The sequence below is a fragment of the Mesorhizobium sp. M7D.F.Ca.US.005.01.1.1 genome (assembly GCF_003952545.1).
In the GTDB taxonomy this organism is placed as follows: Bacteria; Pseudomonadota; Alphaproteobacteria; order Rhizobiales; family Rhizobiaceae; genus Mesorhizobium; species Mesorhizobium loti.
Window position 1 is genome coordinate 2,264,227 of record NZ_CP034453.1, and the last position, 20,092, is coordinate 2,284,318.

At 59.8% G+C, this 20,092-nt stretch carries 25 protein-coding genes; 10 read left to right on the plus strand and 15 right to left on the minus strand.

The annotated features are described in order from the left end of the window. Positions 1 to 205 precede the first annotated feature (205 nt). The 7 genes from EJ076_RS10950 to EJ076_RS10980 all read left to right on the plus strand — a co-directional run bounded on the left by EJ076_RS10950 (position 206) and on the right by EJ076_RS10980 (position 5,056). Complete coding sequence (locus EJ076_RS10950) at positions 206 to 1,060, plus strand: LysR family transcriptional regulator (RefSeq protein ID WP_126067809.1); 855 nt, start codon at positions 206 to 208, stop codon at positions 1,058 to 1,060. 475 nt (positions 1,061 to 1,535) lie between these two features. Then, the gene (locus tag EJ076_RS10955) at positions 1,536 to 2,189 is read left to right on the plus strand and encodes a BON domain-containing protein (protein ID WP_126067810.1); all 654 of its coding nucleotides are present in this window, start codon (positions 1,536 to 1,538) and stop codon (positions 2,187 to 2,189) included. Between the two features lie 450 nt (positions 2,190 to 2,639). Next, positions 2,640 to 2,933 (plus strand): DUF6522 family protein, encoded by a 294-nt coding sequence (locus tag EJ076_RS10960; RefSeq protein ID WP_245463016.1) that lies wholly within the window; start codon positions 2,640 to 2,642, stop codon positions 2,931 to 2,933. Positions 2,934 to 2,994: 61 nt separating this feature from the next. Then, on the plus strand, positions 2,995 to 3,795 hold the full coding sequence (locus EJ076_RS10965; RefSeq protein ID WP_281039087.1) for a succinate dehydrogenase iron-sulfur subunit: 801 nt from the start codon (positions 2,995 to 2,997) through the stop codon (positions 3,793 to 3,795). Between the two features lie 10 nt (positions 3,796 to 3,805). Then, positions 3,806 to 4,204 carry a succinate dehydrogenase, cytochrome b556 subunit gene (sdhC, locus tag EJ076_RS10970; RefSeq protein ID WP_206438787.1) on the plus strand — a complete coding sequence of 133 codons (399 nt, stop codon included), beginning with the start codon at positions 3,806 to 3,808 and terminating at the stop codon, positions 4,202 to 4,204. A 4-nt stretch (positions 4,205 to 4,208) separates the two neighbouring features. Continuing rightward, positions 4,209 to 4,595, plus strand: coding sequence for a succinate dehydrogenase, hydrophobic membrane anchor protein (sdhD, locus tag EJ076_RS10975; protein WP_126067811.1), 387 nt, complete (start codon positions 4,209 to 4,211; stop codon positions 4,593 to 4,595). Between the two features lie 20 nt (positions 4,596 to 4,615). Next, positions 4,616 to 5,056 (plus strand): CBS domain-containing protein, encoded by a 441-nt coding sequence (locus EJ076_RS10980; protein WP_126071019.1) that lies wholly within the window; start codon positions 4,616 to 4,618, stop codon positions 5,054 to 5,056. A gap of 96 nt (positions 5,057 to 5,152) precedes the next feature. Here the strand turns inward: EJ076_RS10980 and EJ076_RS35740 are convergent, their stop codons facing one another. Together EJ076_RS35740 and EJ076_RS36135 are read right to left on the minus strand one after the other, a co-directional pair. Next, the gene (locus tag EJ076_RS35740) at positions 5,153 to 5,533 is read right to left on the minus strand and encodes a hypothetical protein (protein WP_281038330.1); all 381 of its coding nucleotides are present in this window, start codon (positions 5,531 to 5,533) and stop codon (positions 5,153 to 5,155) included. Between the two features lie 303 nt (positions 5,534 to 5,836). Further along, a complete protein-coding gene (locus EJ076_RS36135) occupies positions 5,837 to 6,172 on the minus strand; it encodes a hypothetical protein (protein WP_348639826.1) in 336 nt (111 codons plus the stop codon). Between EJ076_RS36135 and EJ076_RS10990 the strand changes: the two genes are divergently transcribed. Next, entirely contained in the window at positions 6,120 to 6,518 is a 399-nt protein-coding gene (locus tag EJ076_RS10990; protein ID WP_126067812.1) for a hypothetical protein, read from the plus strand. The genes EJ076_RS36135 and EJ076_RS10990 overlap by 53 nt on opposite strands. A gap of 3 nt (positions 6,519 to 6,521) precedes the next feature. Here EJ076_RS10990 and EJ076_RS10995 read toward each other — a convergent pair whose 3' ends face one another. From EJ076_RS10995 to EJ076_RS11010, 4 genes are all read right to left on the minus strand, one after another. Continuing rightward, entirely contained in the window at positions 6,522 to 6,845 is a 324-nt protein-coding gene (locus tag EJ076_RS10995; RefSeq protein ID WP_126067813.1) for a hypothetical protein, read from the minus strand. 145 nt (positions 6,846 to 6,990) lie between these two features. Then, positions 6,991 to 7,611, minus strand: coding sequence for a Tim44/TimA family putative adaptor protein (locus tag EJ076_RS11000; protein WP_126067814.1), 621 nt, complete (start codon positions 7,609 to 7,611; stop codon positions 6,991 to 6,993). A 61-nt stretch (positions 7,612 to 7,672) separates the two neighbouring features. Next, the gene (gene ctaD, locus EJ076_RS11005; RefSeq protein ID WP_126067815.1) at positions 7,673 to 9,268 is read right to left on the minus strand and encodes a cytochrome c oxidase subunit I; all 1,596 of its coding nucleotides are present in this window, start codon (positions 9,266 to 9,268) and stop codon (positions 7,673 to 7,675) included. Positions 9,269 to 9,372: 104 nt separating this feature from the next. After that, entirely contained in the window at positions 9,373 to 10,035 is a 663-nt protein-coding gene (locus EJ076_RS11010; RefSeq protein ID WP_126067816.1) for a 5-formyltetrahydrofolate cyclo-ligase, read from the minus strand. A 126-nt stretch (positions 10,036 to 10,161) separates the two neighbouring features. On the opposite strand from EJ076_RS11010, the gene EJ076_RS11015 reads away from it, so the two are divergent. Then, positions 10,162 to 11,007, plus strand: a complete 846-nt coding sequence (locus tag EJ076_RS11015; RefSeq protein ID WP_164548606.1) for a LysR family transcriptional regulator — start codon at positions 10,162 to 10,164, stop codon at positions 11,005 to 11,007. Positions 11,008 to 11,094: 87 nt separating this feature from the next. Here EJ076_RS11015 and EJ076_RS36010 read toward each other — a convergent pair whose 3' ends face one another. From EJ076_RS36010 to rnk, 3 genes are all read right to left on the minus strand, one after another. Beyond that, positions 11,095 to 11,223, minus strand: a complete 129-nt coding sequence (locus EJ076_RS36010; protein WP_281038336.1) for a hypothetical protein — start codon at positions 11,221 to 11,223, stop codon at positions 11,095 to 11,097. Between the two features lie 95 nt (positions 11,224 to 11,318). Then, on the minus strand, positions 11,319 to 11,882 hold the full coding sequence (locus EJ076_RS11020; RefSeq protein ID WP_126067817.1) for a nucleoside-diphosphate kinase: 564 nt from the start codon (positions 11,880 to 11,882) through the stop codon (positions 11,319 to 11,321). Between the two features lie 160 nt (positions 11,883 to 12,042). Continuing rightward, on the minus strand, positions 12,043 to 12,519 hold the full coding sequence (gene rnk / locus EJ076_RS11025) for a nucleoside diphosphate kinase regulator (RefSeq protein ID WP_126067818.1): 477 nt from the start codon (positions 12,517 to 12,519) through the stop codon (positions 12,043 to 12,045). Positions 12,520 to 12,996: 477 nt separating this feature from the next. Here rnk and EJ076_RS11030 point away from each other — a divergent pair, with 477 nt between their 5' ends. Next, a complete protein-coding gene (locus EJ076_RS11030) occupies positions 12,997 to 13,854 on the plus strand; it encodes a universal stress protein (protein ID WP_126067819.1) in 858 nt (285 codons plus the stop codon). A 7-nt stretch (positions 13,855 to 13,861) separates the two neighbouring features. Here the strand turns inward: EJ076_RS11030 and mnhG are convergent, their stop codons facing one another. From mnhG to EJ076_RS11060, 6 genes are read right to left on the minus strand one after another with little or no spacing between them, the layout of a single operon-like run. Further along, on the minus strand, positions 13,862 to 14,251 hold the full coding sequence (gene mnhG, locus EJ076_RS11035; RefSeq protein WP_126067820.1) for a monovalent cation/H(+) antiporter subunit G: 390 nt from the start codon (positions 14,249 to 14,251) through the stop codon (positions 13,862 to 13,864). After that, positions 14,248 to 14,529 carry a K+/H+ antiporter subunit F gene (locus EJ076_RS11040; RefSeq protein WP_126067821.1) on the minus strand — a complete coding sequence of 94 codons (282 nt, stop codon included), beginning with the start codon at positions 14,527 to 14,529 and terminating at the stop codon, positions 14,248 to 14,250. The genes mnhG and EJ076_RS11040 overlap by 4 nt, the downstream gene beginning before the upstream one ends. Continuing rightward, entirely contained in the window at positions 14,526 to 15,011 is a 486-nt protein-coding gene (locus EJ076_RS11045; RefSeq protein ID WP_126067822.1) for a Na+/H+ antiporter subunit E, read from the minus strand. Before EJ076_RS11045 ends, EJ076_RS11040 begins: the two co-directional genes overlap by 4 nt. After that, the gene (locus EJ076_RS11050) at positions 15,008 to 16,654 is read right to left on the minus strand and encodes a monovalent cation/H+ antiporter subunit D (protein WP_126067823.1); all 1,647 of its coding nucleotides are present in this window, start codon (positions 16,652 to 16,654) and stop codon (positions 15,008 to 15,010) included. The genes EJ076_RS11045 and EJ076_RS11050 overlap by 4 nt, the downstream gene beginning before the upstream one ends. Continuing rightward, entirely contained in the window at positions 16,654 to 16,995 is a 342-nt protein-coding gene (locus EJ076_RS11055; protein WP_126067824.1) for a Na+/H+ antiporter subunit C, read from the minus strand. Before EJ076_RS11055 ends, EJ076_RS11050 begins: the two co-directional genes overlap by 1 nt. Then, positions 16,995 to 19,913, minus strand: a complete 2,919-nt coding sequence (locus EJ076_RS11060; RefSeq protein WP_126067825.1) for a monovalent cation/H+ antiporter subunit A — start codon at positions 19,911 to 19,913, stop codon at positions 16,995 to 16,997. The genes EJ076_RS11055 and EJ076_RS11060 overlap by 1 nt, the downstream gene beginning before the upstream one ends. Positions 19,914 to 20,092 lie beyond the last annotated feature (179 nt).

Consider the following 20,092-nt stretch of genomic DNA (forward strand, 5'->3'; position numbering starts at 1 on the left):
TCCCCGAAGCCTAGTGCTCGCGCTTGCTATCTAGCAAACGAATTTAATCGACAAATCAGTGCAATTTTTATGATAGATGGGAGTGTTGATTGCCATCGGACCGCGATATAGCTCGCTCGGATGGCCGCGTCGAGAAATCCAGAGAGTTTATTTCGGAGGGCAACATAATTGACAATTAAACGCAATTTTTATGTTATGATAGCCTATGGATGTCGAGCTCGCCCGCTCTTTTCTTGAGATTGTTTCCAGCGGAAGCTTCATTCGAGCTTCAAGGCGTTTGAATGTTGCTCAGACGACCGTGAGCGCACGAATTCGCACCCTCGAGCAACAACTTGGCCGCCCTCTTTTCGTCCGAAACAAAGGCGGAGCTTCGCTCACTCCCGCCGGCGAGCAGTTTCTTCGTCACGCTCCGATGTTCGTCCAGCTATGGCAGCGCACGCTCCATCAGGTTGCTGTCCCGCCCGGCCGTCGTGCTGTTCTGACCGTCGGCAGCGAAGTCAGTCTTGCTCAACCTCTTCTGCTTGACTGGGTTCGATGGATGCGTCGATCCCTTCCGGATATCGCACTTCGAGTACACGTCGATGTGCCGCAGGATTTGATCAATCAAGTCGCATCCGGGCTCGTCGACGTGGCAGTCATGTATGCACCCCAGCATCGGCCCGGCCTGAAGATCGATCTGCTCATGGACGAAAAACTCGTTCTGGTGACAACCAACCCTGAAGCAAGCCTGGTGGACCGCGTAGACTACGTGCACGTAGATTGGGGGCCGGATTTTACGCTTCATCATGGGATGAATTTCCCGGATGTCGCGCCAGATCTTTTGATGGATCTTGGCCCGCTTGCGCTCAATTATATTCTTTCGGCTGGCGGATCCGGTTATTTCAGAATGAGCGTGGTCCAGCCTCATATTGAGGCTGGTCAGCTTCACCTGGTGCCCGAAGCGCCGCAGTTTTCCTACCCGGTCTATGCGGTGCAATCTGCGAACGCTGATGAAGTCGTATTAGGCCCTGCCTTGGCTGGACTGCATTCCATTTCAAATGGCAACGCCGAACCGGCATAATCCGCGTTTCCCCCGACATTGCTGGCTGCTTGAAGCGCTGTCCCTCTTGTCGATCCTGAAAGTCGTTCCGGCCGGAACATGAGATCGACTGTCGTTCCAGCCCCTCGCTCGCTGGCAATGCGGACCTCCCGCTTTGTCGAAAGGCCACTTTACGAACGAGGCGATCACCCCGCTCGGGCGGGCACGAAGACTTCATCGGAAACACATGGAAAATCAAAAAGGGAAGAGCCGCGTCGTGTCGGCATTCGAACCGAAAGTGACTGCAAGATAATTGCGTTGAATTCATCATAAATTTCGTTTGCCTTGTTCTGAAGGAATGACGAGGCTCAATGGGAGGCTTTAGGAGCGGCGCATCGGCAATATCGGATGCCACTGTTGCCGGGTGCGAGAGCAGTAACGCCATCCGTCTGCGTCAAGGCGACCTTTCTCGAGGCGTGCAGGTGCTGAGTGTTGATCCACTATGAGGAACTGTGACATGCGATCCGACAGAGATATTAAACAAGACTTAGAAAACGAACTTAAATGGGACCCCGACATCAATGCCACCGACGTCGGTGTCACCGTCAAAAAGGGCGTCGTCTCGCTTACGGGCTACGTCCCTTTCTATATGCAGAAGTACGAGGCGGAGAATGCGGCGAAGCGGGTCAAAGGTGTCCTCGGCATTGCCAACGACATTGAAGTTCAGCTTCCATCCAGCCATCAAAAGACAGATCCGGAACTCGCGCGGGCCGCAATCGAGGCGATCTCCATCGAGCTACCCGCTTCCCACGAGCGGTTCAAGGTCATCGCGAAAGATGGTTGGCTTACCCTGGAAGGCGACGCCGAATGGCAATATCAGCGCAATCAGGCTGAATCCGCCACGCGCAAACTGCACGGTGTCAAAGGCGTCATTAATCGCGTGGTGCTGAAGCCGCGCGTGGCACCTGTGGAGATCAAGGCCAAGATCGAAACCGCGTTCAAACGAAGCGCCGAGGTCGATGCGCAGCAGATCAGCGTCACCGCCGATGGTGGCGAAGTGATCCTCGCCGGAGCCGTAAGCTCGTGGTCGGAAAAGCAGGAGGCCGAGCGAACCGCCTGGCGAGCGCCCGGCGTCGTCAGGGTCCACAACCATATCAACATTGTCGGCTAGGTCATCGCCTTCGGAGAACGAGGATGTCATCAATCCTGCTGTTGTGTCGCAGTCGCATAGGTCAATCCGGCCGTCGCTTGAGGCCAATGCGTTGCGCACCGTCGGGCACTGCAAACTTTTCCGTCATTTGCGGCGAAGCGATGGCCTTCGTTCCAGAGCACTTCCGACCGTTAGACGCTGGCCGGTTCACATTCAGGCAACAGGTTCCTTTTCGCGGGACCGGTGTTGCCGGCGCGGTCCGCCAGCGTCCGCTTTTGCAGCCGGGAGCGATATTGATTTCTTAAGTGAAGAAGGGAAGCGGGCACTGTCGCGTCATGGGTTGGAACTGCTGATGAATCGCGATAGCCGACGCTGGTTCGAGTCTGACGTGGGACCGCCCAGCTGACTCCTGCCGATACTGATCGGCGCACTACAAATGGCCGCCCGTGAAGGGCCGCCGCACAGTGATTGATGATGGCGACGATCAAATTCGAAGACGATGAAGTGCAGGTCGATGCCGCGATCATTGGCAAGGGGCTCGGTGTTGACCCTTCGGTTGTCCAGCCTCTCATTCGGGAAGGCAAGATAGCGAGCAGGCATGAGCGCGGAGAAGGTGCAGATGCCGGGCGCTTACGGCTGACATTCTTTTTAGGCAATCGTCGGTTCCAGGTCATTGTCGACGACGCCGGACGGATCATCCGGCGATCTGCCGTCGATTTTGGCGATCGCGCTCTGCCCAGGGCACTTCGAAGGCCAAGCGGATGACCGAGGATAAAAGAAGCCCCTTTCTCATCGAATCCTCGGACCAACTCCCCGAGTGACGGTGTTGAAACGGTTTCCGCTGCCTAGGAAACTCGGCGTCGGTAAAGAATCTCGAATAGGAAAAGGGAAACGCTGGCCTGTGCCTGCGACGGCCGCAGCGCGTGTAAAGACATTCGAGATTTACCGCTACGATCCCGACTCCGGCGACAATCCGGTCATAGACATCTTTGAAATCGATCTCGACAACTGCGGCCCGATGGTTCTGGACGCCCTCATCAGGATCAAGAACAAGGTCGACCCGACCCTGACGTTCCGCCGCTCATGCCGGGAAGGCGTGTGCGGCTCGTGTGCGATGAACATCGACGGTACGAACTGGCTGGCCTGCACAAGATACATAGCCGAAACGGACGGGTCAGCGACGATCTATCCCTTGAGCAATCTGAGGATCATCAAGGATCTGGTTCCAGATCTCACACATATGTTTGCCCAATACAGCCTCATCGAGCCCTGGCTCCACTCCAAGGCGCCTGCGCCGGAACGGGAGCGCCTTCAGTCTCCGGCCGAAAGAGCTGAGCTTGACGGCTACTATGAGTGCATTCTCTGCTTCTGCTGCACGTCGGGGTGCCCCAGTCATTGGTGGAATGGCGATCGCTTCCTCGGCCCTGCCGCGCTGCTGCATGCCTACCGCTGGCTCATTGACAGCCGCGACGAGGCGACTGGCGAGCGGCTCGATGATCTGGAGGATCCTTTCCGGCTCTACCGATGCCACACGATTCTCAACTGTACGCGCACCTGCCCCAAGGGACTGAATCCTGGAAAGGCAATCGCCGAGATCAAGAAAATGATTGTCGAGCGGACAGGCTGAGGGGAAAGAAGTGAAGACTATTGCCAGCCGCAGGCGGCCGCTCTCGCCCAACATTCAGATTTACCGACCACAGCTTACCTCGGTTCTCTCGATCGTCAATCGCATCACCGGCGTTGTCCTGAGCACCTGTGCGGTGTTCCTGGTGATCTGGCTCTCTGCCGCCGCCACCGGCCCGCAAGCATTCGCCACGGTTCAAAGCGTCATAGGATCCTGGATCGGACAGTTCTTAATGATTGGAGGCGTGTTTTCCTTCTACATGCATCTCTGCGGCGGTATCCGGCATTTGTTCTGGGACGCCGGATATGGTTTTCAACTTCGCACGATCTATGCCTCCGGCTGGGCAGTGGTAATGGCCAGCTTTTTGCTCACGGGGGCTACATGGGCACTCAGCATCTACATGGTGGGGTAGGAAGTTGCACAAGCAGGATACGCGCTCACCGCTAAGCCGCGCGACCGGGCTTGGTTCGGCACGCAAAGGCGTCGGCCAATGGTGGGCCGAGCGCGTGACGGCTATTGCGTTGGTCCCGCTGACGATATGGTTCCTGGCGTCTGTCGTCGCCCTCACTGGCAGCGACCATGCTGGCGTCGTCACCTGGCTCAGGACGCCGTTCGCCACGATCTGCATGATGCTGCTGCTGGTGGCATTGTTTTATCACATGGCTCTCGGACTTCAGGTTGTAGTCGAGGACTACGTTCATTCTGGAGCGAGATTTCCGGTGTTGATAGCGATTCGCTTGGGCTGCTTCGCGCTGGCCGTAACTGGCATTGTCGTCACGTTGCGCATCTCCTTGGGCGGCTGATGGAGGGAAAGGACGAACAAATGCTCGTTGATAGAGTCGTGCCCATTGCCCACAAGAGACTTGCCACTATTAGATATGATGCGCCCTTGCTTGAAGCAGCCCGACTGCTTGGCGGTTCATCGGACCTGGTCGTTGTCTGCGGCCCCGATGGGCTTTTGAAGGGCGTGATTACGAAAACGGATATCGTAAGGCAGGTCGGCCGATGCCAAGGTTCAACCTGCCAGATCGCGGTATCGTCGGTTATGACCTCGGACGTCGTCATCTGCCGGCCGACGGACTGGTTGCACGACGTCTGGTCGATCATGAAGGAGCGCCGACTGAAAAACATCCCCGTCACCGATGCGGAGTCTCGACCGATCGGAGTGCTCAACGCACGAGATGCGCTTGAGGCCCTCATGCTGGAGGTGGAACAAGAAGAGACGCTCTTGCGCGATTATGTGATGTGTGTTGGCTATCGCTGATGTCTATGCGGCGGCCGAGACCGAGTAGCTTGATGCGATCATCGAATAGTCTGCGGGCAGGTCCCTCGCTCGCGTCAACCCAGCGTAACCAGGAGTTCATGAACGCGGGCGTCGTCGATCAACTCGACCCGGAGGGGACGCTGAACGAGCAATATCCCATCTAACTGAGCCGAAGCCACCCCCCGGGAAAAGCCGTTTGGGTTGTCTACCTTTATTCGCATGCGGGCAGAACGGCGACGGAGAGTGACCTCGAACCGCCTTGTAATGTCGGAGTTCGGCCCGCGTGCGGACATGGTTGATCGGGTTGAGTAGCGCGAACAAGGCCGTCGCCTTGCCGCCTTCGCCGAGGAGGGCAAAGGCGATGACCGACCACGCTGCGGCATGGGTATACTGGCCGCCATTCTCACGAATGCCGGGTGGATAGCCCTTGATGTATCCCGGATCGTGCGACATATGGTCGAAGGGCGGCGTGAACAACAGCGCTTGAACAACAGCGCCAGACCGTTGTCTTCGTCGATCAGTTCGCGTTCGACGGCAATCATGGCTTGGGCTGCGCGCTGAGGCTCGGCTGCGCGAAGATTACTGCCCAGGATTGCGCAATAGAGTCGATTGTCGTTCGTCGCCGAGCCAATCACGGCGCCGTCATCGAACCAGGCGCGCCGATACCAGTCGCCGTCCATGTTGGGTGTTCGAGCGACTCCCCCAGCGCCGAGGCATGCGCGCGCCAAGCCTCAACTCGTACCGGATCATGACGTGTATCAGGCACCCCAGCAAGGGCGGTCAGGGTCGTATGCAGGAGCCAAGCCAGCCAGACGCTCTCGCCCTGGCCGCCTTCACCCACGCGTTCATCCCGTCGTTCCAGTCGCCACCGCCCATCAGTGGAATACCGTGGCTGCCTACCGCGAGGCTCGCATCAAGGGCGAGGGCACAATGCTCGTAAAGGCTAGCAGTTTGGAGCGAAATAGCTGGTGAGAAAAAGCTGTCGTGCTCGTCAGCGGCCAGATTTGGCCCCGCCAGGAAAGGGACGAGTTCGTCCAGGAGCGCGGCGTCGCCTGAGACCTCGATGAACGAGTTGAAGAAGGAATGCCTTGGAGAGCGAACCCTGATCGAGGTCAGCTATGACGGACTTCGGAGGCTCGGCCGCATGGCCGCCCACCGCCAGAAGCCTGTCGGCAAGATCGTCCCCTCTGCGGCGCTCCTCGCGGCTATAGACGATGCGCGCTGCGATCCGTCTGAGGTTCTCTATAAGAATAACCCTGAGCGTAATCGCCGATGCCCAGAGTTCGCCGATCATGAGTGGCTGTATGGTCTGATAGGCGTGGACGTAGTCTCACCACGCGTCGACATCGAACCGGCTGTCCGTGTGGGCGACGAACGCCTAGGCCATCTCGAAGACACGCGGGTAATCCGCGAACGGGCCGTTGGCAAGTGTGGGGAGTTGTCGATAGTAGCCAGGCGGTAGATCCTACCTGACTTGTCGGATCTGCCGTTCCACCTGGTGAAAATTATCGATCAACCAATCCGCAGCAGGGGTGATAGCAGCGCCGTCACTGACCGCCTCACAAATGGAGCGATAAGCAGTGATCAGGCTTGCTTCATTGTCGGTGAGCCGGTTCAGCAGTGAATGCCCGTTCGGTTTGTCCTGCTTGATGTGCTGGGCGGCCGCCAAACTGCGGGCATGCTCTTGCAGTCGTTCGACGCTGAACAACATTTCGCGAACAGCGTTCGTATCGTTCCAGGGCGAAGGTGCCGACGCCAAACCGAAGGCCCGACGAAGCAGGGTGGCCATCAACATGTCTCCATCGCACCTCCAGCGCAGATGCGTTCCAAAGCGTCATGGCCGTTGGTCCTCTTACGCTGACCCACGGCGTACCTGACGAGGTCTACATGACCAGACGTCGCCCTCCAGCGGTTACCGGAAGGGGCGCAAACCGTTATTCGCCGTCCGTGGCGATCAACATCCAATTCCGCTTCGTTGACTGGGTTTCACAGGCGAACGTCCACGTATCGATCACCTCAACGATTTGCTCGGGATCGCCGGCGCCGATCGCATCGTTCGCCAAGCGTGTAACGCTGACCACGTCGGAAACGAACCGAACAACAACCTCAGCGGTGCCGTCTTGCTCGAGAGTATCGACGACCTTTGCTTCACTCGTGGCGATGAAGGTGAGATGCAGCGTCTCCTCGCGATCCCGGCGTCCGGCAATGGCTCGCTCAAATGTATCAAGCACTTCCGGCCCGACAAGGCGCTTCAACGTCTGGATTTCACTGTCCGCATAGGCCCGCAGGATAGTTTCGTAGGCTGTCTTGGCGCCAGCCAGAAACGCGGCGATGTCGAAATCCGGGTCGATCTTTCGAATCCCATCCAAGGGGGTGTCGGCGGAGGGCGTACGCTTGTCACTGCCGGTCCGTTGGTCCGTCGGCGCATCGTCCCGCTTGGCCTTGTCGTTGCCTGGGCGCGGCTGAGTTTGGCCCCAACTGCCCAGCAATGCCCAATAAAACGCGATGATTGCCACGAGCAGGATGTGGTTGTTTGGATCTGTGGTTTCGTTCATGACGTTCTCCCGACAAGATGTCGAAGCGACAGCAGGCGCCGATTTGGAACAGGAGGCGAAGCTAGAGGATGCGCGGCAGCTTCTCCCACTGATGGAAGGGCGGCGGCGATGGCAGTTGCCATTCGAGCGTGGTCGCCCCTTCGCCCCATGGATTGGCGCCAGCCCGGCGTCTGCGGCTGAAAGCTTCCGCCACCGTGATGAAGAAGACGACAAGCCCGGCCGTTGAAATGTAGGACCCGATCGACGAGATGAAATTCCAGCCGGCGAAAGCGTCGGGGTAGTCGGCATAGCGCCGCGGCATGCCCGCCATGCCCAGAAAATGCTGTGGGAAGAAGACGAGATTGACGCCGATGAACATCAGCCAGAAATGCAGCTTGCCCAGCGTTTCGCTGTACATGTAGCCGGTCATCTTCGGGAACCAGTAATAGAAGCCGGCGAAGATGGCAAAGACTGCACCCAAAGACAGCACATAGTGGAAGTGGGCGATCACAAAATAGGTGTCGTGCAACGAGCGGTCGATGCCGGGGCTGGCGACCATGATCCCGGTGACGCCGCCGATGGTGAAGAGCAGGACGAAGCCGAGAGCCCACAGCATCGGCGTCTTGAACTCGATCGATCCTCCCCACATGGTCGCCAGCCACGAAAACACCTTCACCCCGGTTGGAACGGCGATGACCATTGAGGCGAAGGCGAAGTAGCGCTGGCTGTCCACGGACAGACCCGTGGTATACATATGATGCGCCCAGACGACGAAACCGATCGCGCCGATCGCCACCATCGCATAGGCCATGCCGATATAGCCGAAGATCGGTTTTTTGGCGAAGGTCGAGATGACGTGGCTGATGATGCCGAAGCCGGGGAGGATCATGATGTAGACTTCGGGATGGCCGAAGAACCAGAATAGGTGCTGGTAGAGGATCGGATCGCCGCCGCCGTCCGGCACGAAGAAGGTCGTGCCAAAGTTGCGGTCCGTGAGCAGCATCGTGATCGCGCCCGCGAGCACCGGCAGCGACATGAGAAGCATGAAGGCGGTGACCAGCATCGACCAGGCAAACAGAGGCATCTTGTGCATCGTCATGCCGGGTGCGCGCATGTTGAAGATGGTGGTGATGAAGTTGATCGCGCCGAGAATCGATGACGCTCCCGCAAGGTGGATCGAAAGGATGACGAGGTCGACCGCAGGGCCCGGTTGGCCGGTAGTCGAAAGTGGCGGATAGAGCGTCCAGCCGCCGCCATGACCGAGCGTGCCGGGCGCTCCAGGAACGAACATCGAGGTGATGAAGAGGATAAACGACATCACCAACAGCCAGAAGGAAATGTTGTTCATGCGTGGAAAGGCCATGTCGGGTGCGCCGATCATGATCGGCACCATCCAGTTGCCGAACCCCCCTATCAGCGCCGGCATGAGGACGAAGAAGATCATGACCAGCCCATGGGCACTGACGACGACATTGTAGACAGCCGGGTCGCCGAATATCTGCAGTCCCGGTTCCTGCAACTCCATGCGAATCAACACGGAAAGTGCCGTACCGAAGACCCCCGTCATGATCGAGAACAGCAGGTAAAGCGTCCCGATATCCTTGTGGTTCGTGGACCACAGCCACCTGACGAGAAAAGGGGGTTTGCGGTCATCCAAGACTATGGCTGGATTGGACATGATGTTCTTCCTGCTTTTCACTGCTGGCAGGCAAGACGGCCTCAACGATGGACGGCATCCGCGATCCGCCGTCACAAAGGGGATCAGGCCTTGCCTGCACTCATTCATTCATCCGTGACGATCACACCCATCGGAATGTCGTGTGGCTGCGGATAGATGGTCTGGATCCTGCTGCCGGCGTAACCGACGCCGACGACGAGCGGCCGTTTCGGCGCGGCGGCCAGGGTTCGGTCGAAGAAGCCGCCACCGTAACCCAAGCGGTAGTTTGCCTGGTCGAAACCGACGACGGGTGCGATGACCACATCCGGTTGGACAGCAGGTCCGTGAGAAGGGACAAGAATATTCCAGACGCCGCGTTCGAGCGGGTCTCCTGGCCCCCAGATACGAAACTCCAGCGGCCAGCCTTTCTTGATGACGACTGGAAGCGCAATCCGTCCGCCGCGCCCGATCACCGTTATCGCCCAGTTGCGGAGATCGGGCTCACCGCGGAATGGCCAATAGCCGCTGACGATCCGCCCGCTCACCCGACCGATAGCTAGGTCGAGAGCGGAAGCGATACGCAAAGACCTTGCATTGCGTTCCTCGGCGTCGATCGCGAGACGCTCATCGATCAGGCGCTTGCGTTCCGCCTTGCGCCATCGACAGACATCGGGCCATGCGTCCTGAACTGCCGGCTCAGTGCCGTACCCGGGGACAAGCTCACGCATGAAGCATCGCGGAGAGGCGTATTCTCTCGTCTCCGGGTAGACATCCTCCTGATCAGACATCGCACGCTCCATATCCGTTGCAACGGAGACCTCGCCTACGTGGACGTTGCGCTGCGTAAAACAGGAAGGCAAACGGAATTAAATGCTGTATTAGTGCAAGATTATTGCACTGAACTGGAAGCTGTGATGGACATCGACCGCGCGCGCACGTTTTTGGAAATCGTCCATTCCGGCAGCTTTCTGAAAGCTGCCGATCGACTCCACGTCACCCAGACAACTGTGAGCGCGCGCATACGCACGCTGGAGGAAGAGCTCGGACGTCAGCTCTTTATCCGCAACCGCAATGGCGCGCAGTTGACGCCGGCGGGTCGGGAGTTCGAACGGTTTGCCCAGTCATTCGTCCAGATATGGGAGCGCGCCCGCCACCAACTCGCCATCCCAACGGGACGAACAAGCGTCGTTGCCTTGGGCGGAGAGCTCAGCCTATGGAACCCGCTGCTGCTCGACTGGCTGGTCTGGATGAAGAAGGCACGGCCGGAGATCGCCATCCAAGCCCAAGTCGGCGTGCCGGACCAGCTCCTCGAGCAACTCAGGACCGGCGTTCTGGACATTGCGGTGCTCTATGCGCCGAAGCTGCTGCCGGGTTTCAGGGTCGAGCTTCTCGTCGAGGAGCAGCTCGTCCTGGTTCGCACCACCGACAGAGATGGGGAACCAGTCGGCTCCAAGGACTATGTCTATGTCGACTGGGGGCCGCTGTTTGCGGCCCAGCATGGTGCCAGTTCCTCTGCCTTCGGCGAGCCGGGATTGATGGTCGGCCTGGGCCCGCTTGGGCTGAGCTACATCCTGCGCGCCGGCGGAATGGGTTATTTCCGCAGGGGCGCAGCAGCTCCCCATATCGAGGCGGGGCAGCTGGAGGTGGTGGAAGGCGCGCCGGAATTCACCTATCCAGCCTATGCCGTCTATCCGGAAGCAAACGAGGCGCGAGCCGACGTGCAGGAGGCGCTACGTGGATTGAAGAAAGTTGTGAAATGATCGTCGCTCCCGGCGCGAAGCCACGGTTCGCGTTAGTGGAAGGATCGCAAAGATTGCAATGACAAGCTGGTCGGCTTCGTCGGTCATCTACATTTCGAGCAAAGCGTAGGCCAGGCCAAAGATTCCGGTCATTAGAACGGCGAAGAATGCCCAGCCTCTCAACGCGGCTCGCACATCTTCAGGCTTGGCACCTTTCTGGTTGTCGTAATCATCCATGATCAGATCCTAGTTTGTTGGCCTCACTTGGTACAGGCAAGGGCTGAGGGAACGCTTGTCTATCCGCCTTCACAGCCTTCGGGATAGTCGAGCTTTCAGGCGGCTGACGGACCCGGGTCGTCGAATCCGGTGTCGAAGGCCGCCATGACTTGCTTCGCCGCTTTGTCTTGCGCCTCATCGGAACGATGGACGACGCGCAGAACCGGTCCGTCCGGTCGCGACGGCCCCGGCGCAGCAACTCCCGCCAGCTTCAGCCTCTCGCGTCTTGCGGCTTCTGGCTGATAGACCACTTCATGCACGGTCAGCGTTTCAAGGCCGCCGTCCGTTGTCGGAATGGATATGGACTGACCTTCGGCCAGACCCAGCAGCGCCAGGCCGCGCGGATTGGTGATCGGCAAAAGCATGCCAACCAGACCGCGCATCTCGTCATGAGCGACGATGCGGGTTTCGGCAGGGCCGTCGTTCACCCGATAAGCCACGCGGGTGCTAAGTGTCACGACGGTGGCCGGGATGTCTTCCCGAAACACGACAACCGCGCTCGAAATCTTCCGTTGAAGGATAGCCGAGAAGGCATCGCCGCGGGCAGGTCGGCGCTCCTGCATCACTTCAAGAATTGTGTAGTCCTTGGTGGTCAGTTGGCAACTATCGATAGTGGACATGGCGCGTCTCCAGCCGGCCTGTGCAAGGGATCCGGCGTCAAGCAATTGATCGGGTGTGGAAAGCTACCCCTGTGCCGGGCCAGGATAGGCCGGCGCAGGGGTCAAACTCCCGCGATGAGGCTGCCCGCGTGATTGAGGAGACGGATGGAAACGCCCATGTCTAGACGCCCGCGGCTATTGTCGCGGCTATTGTCGAAGACGCTGGCGCGCGCCGATCGGCTACATCGCCTTCCGGAGCGGGCTGGCTCACGTCAAGCACCAACAATTCGTGCCGACGTCCGTCCCGGGCGGTCCACATGATCGACTGCCCAGCCGAGAGGCCGATCAGGGCCGTGCCAATCGGCGTGAGGATCGAAACCTTGCCTTCGGAGATGTCCGCATCGCCAGGGAAAACCAGCGTCACCGTTTTCCGATCGCCGGTGTCGGGCTTGAACGTCACCATCGAGCCCATCCGGACGGTGCCGGCGGAGACCCAGCCATCGGCGACGATGCGCGCGCGCTCGAGTTCGGCCAGCAGCTCATCTGCCGCCTCCGGATTTCGGGCGGCAACGGTGTTCGCGAGGGCCGACAGACGCGCGTGGTCCGACTTCGAGATGCGGATGTTCGGCTTGCGCCGGGTTTTCGTGTTGTCTTGCATTTGAATACTCATGTTCTGCCTCGCGTCCGGGACCCGCCGAGGGGTCGTCAACGGTTGTCAGTGCGACGGAAATTTGTTGCTGAATGCACCGTTGCTGCAGGGACTGATGCGACCCCGCGCCAATGTCACATGTCGATTTTACATGTTCACCCCTCGGCTCGGGGCGCGCATGGCAGCCGAGCCGGGGGTTACGATCCCGCTATGGGGCAAACCCGGAAAAGAAAATCGCGACGGATTTTGGCGACGGTGCTCATACATCTATAGTTGGGGAAGCAATTTGCGAAGTCAAGGCGCTCGGCGTCAGGCCCAGCGGCAAGAGAAGCCGATCAAGCATTTCCGGCGGCCCTTGCAGCACAGTGGAGCCGCCGCCTAGGATGCCACTTGGAGTAAGCGATAGCATCGTCAACTAGATCACTAGCCAAAGTCCGCTGAACGATAGGCGGTTATGATCTCAGGGACGAGGAACAAGGAGCTGCCATGAAAATCCTTGCGGCGACAGATTTTTCCACCCGTTCACAACGTGCACTTCGGCGGGCTGGTCTTGTGGCTCGGGACGTCAGCGCCGAACTCACGCTCGTCCATGTCGTCGACGACGACCAGCCCGCAGATATACTCGAGCTCGAAAGACGCGAGGCACAGAGATATCTTGAAGAACAAATGGCCTCGATCCCCGAACTGCAGGGGCTCCCCTGTAAGTCCACGGTTGTCGCCGGCGACCCGTTCGACGGCATTCTGAAGGCGGCCGCAGCGAGCTCGGCGGATCTCATTGTCATGGGCGCACACCGCAAGCAGTTGCTCCGCGATATTTTTGTCGGAACGACAGTCGAGCGCGTGATCCGAACCGGACCATGCCCGGTGCTCATGGTGAATGCAGAGGTAGAACATTCATACAACAAGGTGATGGCCGCCGTGGATATGTCCGAGCCGTCCGCGCGCGCAATCAGGACAGCGAGGGAAACGGGGTTGATAGGCGACGCCACTCTTTCGCTGGTCCATGGTTTCGATGCGTTCGCCAAGGGAAAAATGTCAAATGCTGGAATAGGCAAGGACGAAATAGCGCATTACGTCGCGACAGAGCGTTTGCAGGCGGGTAGGGAACTGGTCGCGTTTCTGGAGGCGAACGACTTTGGCGTCGACAACTGGTCGCTGCGTATCAAGGAAGCAGGTCCCGTCGAAGCGATCATGGAGGCGATCAAGGAGGTGGCGCCCGATCTTCTGGTGATCGGAACGCATGGCCGTTCGGGTCTCATCAAGGTACTTCTGGGAAGCGTGACAGAAAGCATTCTGCGATCGGTCGACGTGGATGTTTTCGCGGTGCCGCCGATCCGAAGTTGATCGAGGCCTACGCGCCAGATGATAGTGGTTGTTCGTCTTGGGATTCCGCGGCCATCTCGAATGGCGGGACGTCATCGTTGCCCTCGCTGCGGTCCCGGTAAAGCGCCGCGCGCGCCAGGAGCATAAGCGAGACTGGTGTGGTGACAGTCACGAACAATGCGATCAGTATCTCGTGCAGGACAGGTTTCGACTGAAGCACTGAATGAAAGATGATCGAGGCGATCAGAACACCGCCCGTGCCCCAGGTGGTCCCTAGCGTCGGCGCATGGATTCGTTCGTAAAAGCTTCTGAACCGCAGGAGCCCAACCGACCCGAGCAGGGTCAGCGCCGATCCCAGGATCAGGAAGAACCCCGTGAGCAGAGCCGCCCAGACCGGCAGGTCGGCGAAAGGGGTCATTCTATTACCTCGCCGCGCATAAGGAATTTCGCCAGCGCCACGGTCGAGACAAAGCCGAGGAGCGCGATCACCAGGGCAGCCTCGAAATAGACCGTGCTGCTGGCACGGATGCCGAAGGTCAGCAGCAGAAGCATGGCGCCGACATAGAGCGCATCGAAGCTCAGGATCCGGTCCTGCGCGCGCGGCCCCCGAACGAGGCGCAGCAGAGCGCATGCCATGGCGGCGACCAGAAGCAATTGAGCTATGGTGACGGACCATACGATTATGACGCCGCTCATTCGAAAATCTCCATCAACCGCCGTTCATAACGCTGCTTGATCAGGTCGATCCACGCCTGCTGGTCAATCAGGTCGAGAACATGGATGCGAAGCCTGCCGCTGCCGGCATGATATTCGACCCAGGCGGTGCCGGGCGTGCTGGTGATGATGCAGGCGAGTACGGCCAACCCAGTCCGGTCGCGCAGTTCGAGAGGGATCATCACGAAGCCGGACGTCCGCGTATGCCGCCCGCCTTGCAGGATGATGCCCGCCACGGCGACGTTGGAGCGAAGAATGTCCGCCAGGACGATCAGAACCAGTTGCGGGATCATGTCCCAGCGTCGTATTTTTGGTTTGGCGGGTTGAAGCGCTGCCATCGCCAAGGACGCTGCAAGAGCGATTACGCCGCCGAGAATCACCTGGCCGACGGACAGCCCATTGAGCAGCATCCACATGACGAGGAGCGAAGCTGTCAGCAGCGGATAAGGCAGAAGGGCGCTCATTTGTCCCTCGGCGCGTTGGGGCCTGGTATCGGCTGGGTGGACAGAACATCTCGCAAATAGTCCGCTGGCAAATGCAGGGACTGGGCGGTCGCCTCCATGTAGCGCATCATTTGTCCACCCTGGACCGTCATCAGCAGGCAGAGCGTCAGCAGGAAGGCTATTGGCGCGATCTCCAGGAGCAGCACGCGGGGTACGGTGCCTTCGATCGGCGCCCAAAAAATCTGGATGCCGGCGCGCATCGTGGCGATCAGGGCGCAGAGGCCGGACAGGATCAGCAACGCGATCAGGACCCATGTCGAGCCCGCGATTACACCGCCGTCCGCCACCGGATCGGGCCGTACCATCGCGGTCAGCAGCGCGAACTTTCCGATAAATCCCGAAAGCGGTGGCAAGCCCGCGAGCAACAGGCCGCATGCCGCGAAACAGATGCCAAGAACGGCCAGCGTGCCGGGAATGGCAACGCCGATTTCCTCCTGCTCTGCCACTTCCTCCTCCATGTCGTCGCCATAGGCTTCCATGGTCACCGATAGAACATTTGCGGCTGGGTCCTGCACCCGCTCGACAAGCTCGATCAGGAGAAAGAACGCGCCGATCGTCAGGGTCGAGCTGACCATGTAGAAGAGGGCTCCGGCAGTGACCCTTGCATCGGCCATGCCGATCGCGGCCAGCAATGTGCCGGATGAGACGAGGATGCTGAAGCCGGCAAGCCGGCCCACCGCCTGCGACGCCAGCACGCCGATAGAGCCGAAGGCGATGGTGGCCATGCCGCCGAACAGCAGCCACGAGTCGCCAAAGCCCGCTGTGGCGCCGGCGTCCACGCCAAACAGCAACAGGGAAAGCCTCAGCAGGATATAGATGCCGACCTTGGTCATGATCACGAAGATCGCGGCGACCGGAGCCGCTGCTGCTGAATAAGCGCCCGGCAGCCAGAAACTCAGCGGCCACATGCCGGCCTTGACCAGGAAGGCGATGCCGAGGACAGCGGCGCCGGCTTCGAGCAGCATTCGATCCTGCGCCGGCACCGCCGGGATTCGCTGCGCAAGATCTGCCATGTTCAGCGTTCCGGTCACGCCGTAGATCAGGCTGACCCCGATCAGAAACAGCGACGAAGCCGCGAGATTGACTGCAATGTAGTGCAGGCCCGCCTTGACTCGGAGCGGTCCCGAGCCATGCAGAACGAGACCATAGGACGCAGCCAGAAGCACCTCGAAGAAGACGAACAGGTTGAACAGGTCGCCAGTGAGGAACGCCCCGTTCAGCCCCATCAGCAGAAGCTGGAAGAGCGTATGGAAATGCGGACCTGCCTTGTGCCAGCGCGCCAGCGAGAAGGCCAGGGAAGCGAGCGCCAGTACGCTGGTCAGAACCAGCATCAGGGCAGACAGCCTGTCGAGCACGAGCACGATGCCGAACGGCGCCGGCCAATTGCCGAGCAGGTAAACGCCGGTGGTTGCTGCGCTGGCCGAGGCAGCGGCATTGTCGGCGGAGCGAAGCAGAGCGATGGCGATGACCATCAACGCAAGCGCCGAGACGAGGCTGATCACTGCCTTGGTGACATGGCGACGCTCGTCCAGCAGCAGCAGAAAGGCCCCTGCCGCGAGCGGCAGGACGATCGGCATGATCATGAGATGACCTGCCGTTTCCATCAGTTGGGCTCCCTGCCGTCGACATGGTCGCTGCCCGTCAGGCCTCGCGATACCAGCAGCACCACGAGGAACAGGGCAGTTGTCGCGAAGCCGATGACGATCGCGGTCAAGACAAGCGCCTGCGGGATGGGGTCGGCGTAGTCCGCAGGGTTGATCGCTGCGCCGGATTGGAGAACGGGCGGCGTATTCACCCTAAGTCTGCCCATTGAGAAGATGAACAGGTTGACGCCATAGCCGATGAGCGACAGGCCGATGATGACCTGAAAGGTCCGCGGCCGCAGCAACAGCCAAACGCCGGACCCCGTCAGCACGCCGATCCCGATGGCGAGGATAAGTTCCACTATGCGATTTCCTCGTTGCTTTGCGCGGCGATCCGGGATGCGCGCAGTCGGCGGATGGACTGGTGGGCTAGAGCGACCAGCATCAGCACTGTCGCGCCGAGAACGAGCGAGAAGACGCCGAGATCGAAAAGGGTCGCGGTAGCCGCCGGCACGGAACCGATCAGTGGCAGTTCGACATAGCGGGAATACGAGGTCAAGAAAGGGTATCCGAACACCCAGGAGCCGGCGCCGACGAGGGCCGCCAGGAGAAGGCCGAAGCCGATCCAGTTCACCGGCAGGACCCGCAGCCTGTCTTCAACCCAGCGTGTGCCCGCCGCCAGATACTGCAAAATGAAGGCGGCGGCCAATGCGATGCCGGCGACAAAGCCGCCGCCGGGGAGGTCGTGGCCGCGCATGAACAGATAGGCGGCGAACACGATGATCACCGGGAACAGCCATTGCATGATCACCGCAGGGATCAGCAAATAGTCGCTCACCGTATCGCCCGCCTCGCGGTCGGGTCGGGCTTCGTCAAATGCCCTCTGGACGCGTTGCTGTTCAGGGGATTCCACATTGTCGGGCGCCGGCCGAAACCGGCGAAGCAGGGCGAACACCGTCAAGGCGACGATGCCGAGAACCGTGATCTCGCCGAACGTGTCGAAACCTCGGAAGTCCACCAGGATGACGTTGACGACGTTCTTGCCGCCTCCCTCCGAATAGGCCTTTTCCAGGAAGAAGTCGGCGATAGTGACGGGCGGGGTCCGTGTCATGACCGCATAGGCGACAATCGTCATGCCGGTTCCGCACGCCACCGCCATGGCCAGATCACGGTAGCGACGTAGTTTTGCCGCCGTTGTGGCCAGGCCGGGGGTGACGTCTGCGGATCGCTTGGGCAACCAGCGCAGTCCCAGAAGGATGAGAACCGTGGTTACCACCTCCACGAGCAGTTGAGTGAGCGCGAGGTCTGGCGCCGCAAACCAGACGAAGGTGATGCAGGTGACAAGTCCGGCTCCGCCGAGCAGGATAAGGGCGAACAGCCGGTGGAACTTGGCTTGCCACGCGGCGCCGAGGGCGCACACGACGCCAACCGCCCAGATGCCGGCGAAGGTGACGTCGACGCCTTGGACTGTCAGCCGACCGGACTCGAAACCTAGCCTGTAAAGTGGCCATGCGGCGGCGATGAAGGCCACAACGACCAGCAAGCGAAGTTGCGGCTGTAGCCGACGCGTTCCAAGACGGCTTTCCAGGAAGCGGGCACCTCTCCACGAGACCGCCACCAACACGCGCTCGAAGACGCGCTGGCCCCTGAGACGGCGAAAGTAGGGTGGCCCGTCCTGGCAGTGCGCCAGATAATCCTTCAGCAGCAGATAAAGGATTGCGCCACCGGCGAGTGCCAACACGCTCATGAACAGCGGAATTGTGAACCCATGCCAGACGGCCAGACTGTACTGTGGCGTCGCGGGTCCCAGGACGGAGTTGACGGCGGTGTGGAGGAACGGGCCGACGGTCAGGCTGGGTACGGTCCCAACCAGGAGGCAGGCGAGGACAAGAAGTTGGATCGGAAACCGCATGAAAAACGGCGGTTCGTGAGGTTCGCGAGGCAGATCGGCCGGCAGCAATCCGAAAAACACGCTGTGGATGAACCGTGCCGAGTAGGCAACTGCGAAAGCGCTGCCCAGGACGGCTGCATAGGGCGCGGCGGTATCGAGAATGGAATCGGCGTGCGTTTCGATCGCCTCGGCGAAGAACATTTCCTTGGAGAGAAATCCGTTGAGGAGGGGGACGCCAGCCATGGCCGCGCTTGCCACCATGGCGAGCGTCGCGGTGTAGGGCATAAAGCGGAAAAGGCCGCCCAGCCGCTGCATGTCGCGCGTTCCGGTCTCATGGTCGATGATGCCGGCGGCCATGAACAACGAGGCTTTGAACGTGGCATGGTTCGTCATGTGGAAGATGGCGGCGACGGCCCCCAGGGGGCTGCCGAGGCTGAGCAGAAGTGTAATCAAACCGAGATGGCTGATGGTCGAGTAGGCGAGCAAACCCTTTATGTCCCGCTGGAAGATCGCAAAATAGGCTCCCAGAACGAAAGACATCATGCCGGAGAAGCCGACGATCCAGAACCATTCGTATGTCCCCGCAAGCACCGGCCACAGGCGCGCCAACAGGAACACGCCGGCCTTCACCATGGTTGCTGAGTGCAGGTAGGCCGAGACCGGGGTCGGTGCGGCCATGGCGTTGGGCAGCCAGAAGTGGAACGGAAACTGCGCGCTCTTCGTGAACGCCCCGAGGAGCACAAGAACCAGGATGGGCACATAGAGATCGTGGGAGCGGATAAGGTCGCCCGACGCCAAAACACGATCGAGGTCGTAGCTTCCAACGATATGGCCGATCAGCAGGAAGCCAGCCAACAGACCGATGCCGCCGATGCCGGTAATCGTCAGCGCCATGCGGGCCCCGTCGCGGGCACTGGCGTTGTGGTGCCAATAGCCAATCAGCAGGAAGGAAAAGATGCTGGTCAGTTCCCAGAATACGACCAGCAGGATCAAGTTTCCGGAAATGACGACCCCGAGCATTGATCCCATGAACGCAAGAAAGAACGAAAAGAACCTGGGAACCGGATCTTCCGGCGACATGTAGTAGCGCGCATAAATGACGACGAGGAAGCCGATGCCGCTTATGAGCATGGCGAACAGCCAGGCAAATCCGTCCATTCGCAAAGTGAAATCAAGCCCGAGCGTCGGAAGCCATTCGATATCGCTACGCACCACACCTCGATCGAGTACGGAGGGATAAAACATGACCGCCAGACCCAGACAGATAAACGCCACTGCGCCGGCGAGAATCGCTGCGGCGTTGCGGGCGTTTGTCGGGAGTATGATGGCGGCAAGGCTGCCTGCGAAAGGCAGGACGATCATCAGAATCAGCGATGTGTCGTCTGTCATCTATTGCTGCCCAAAGTCATCGGAGACAACCATTGCCTGGCTCCGCCCATTATGGTTCTCCGATGACATTGGGCAAGGCATTGATTGGTGGGTTTCCCAGAACACCCACCGCGCCGCGCGATGACCACTCAGTTGGAAGCAGGAGCAGCTTGGCGAGTTCGCTTACAACGATCAAGGAT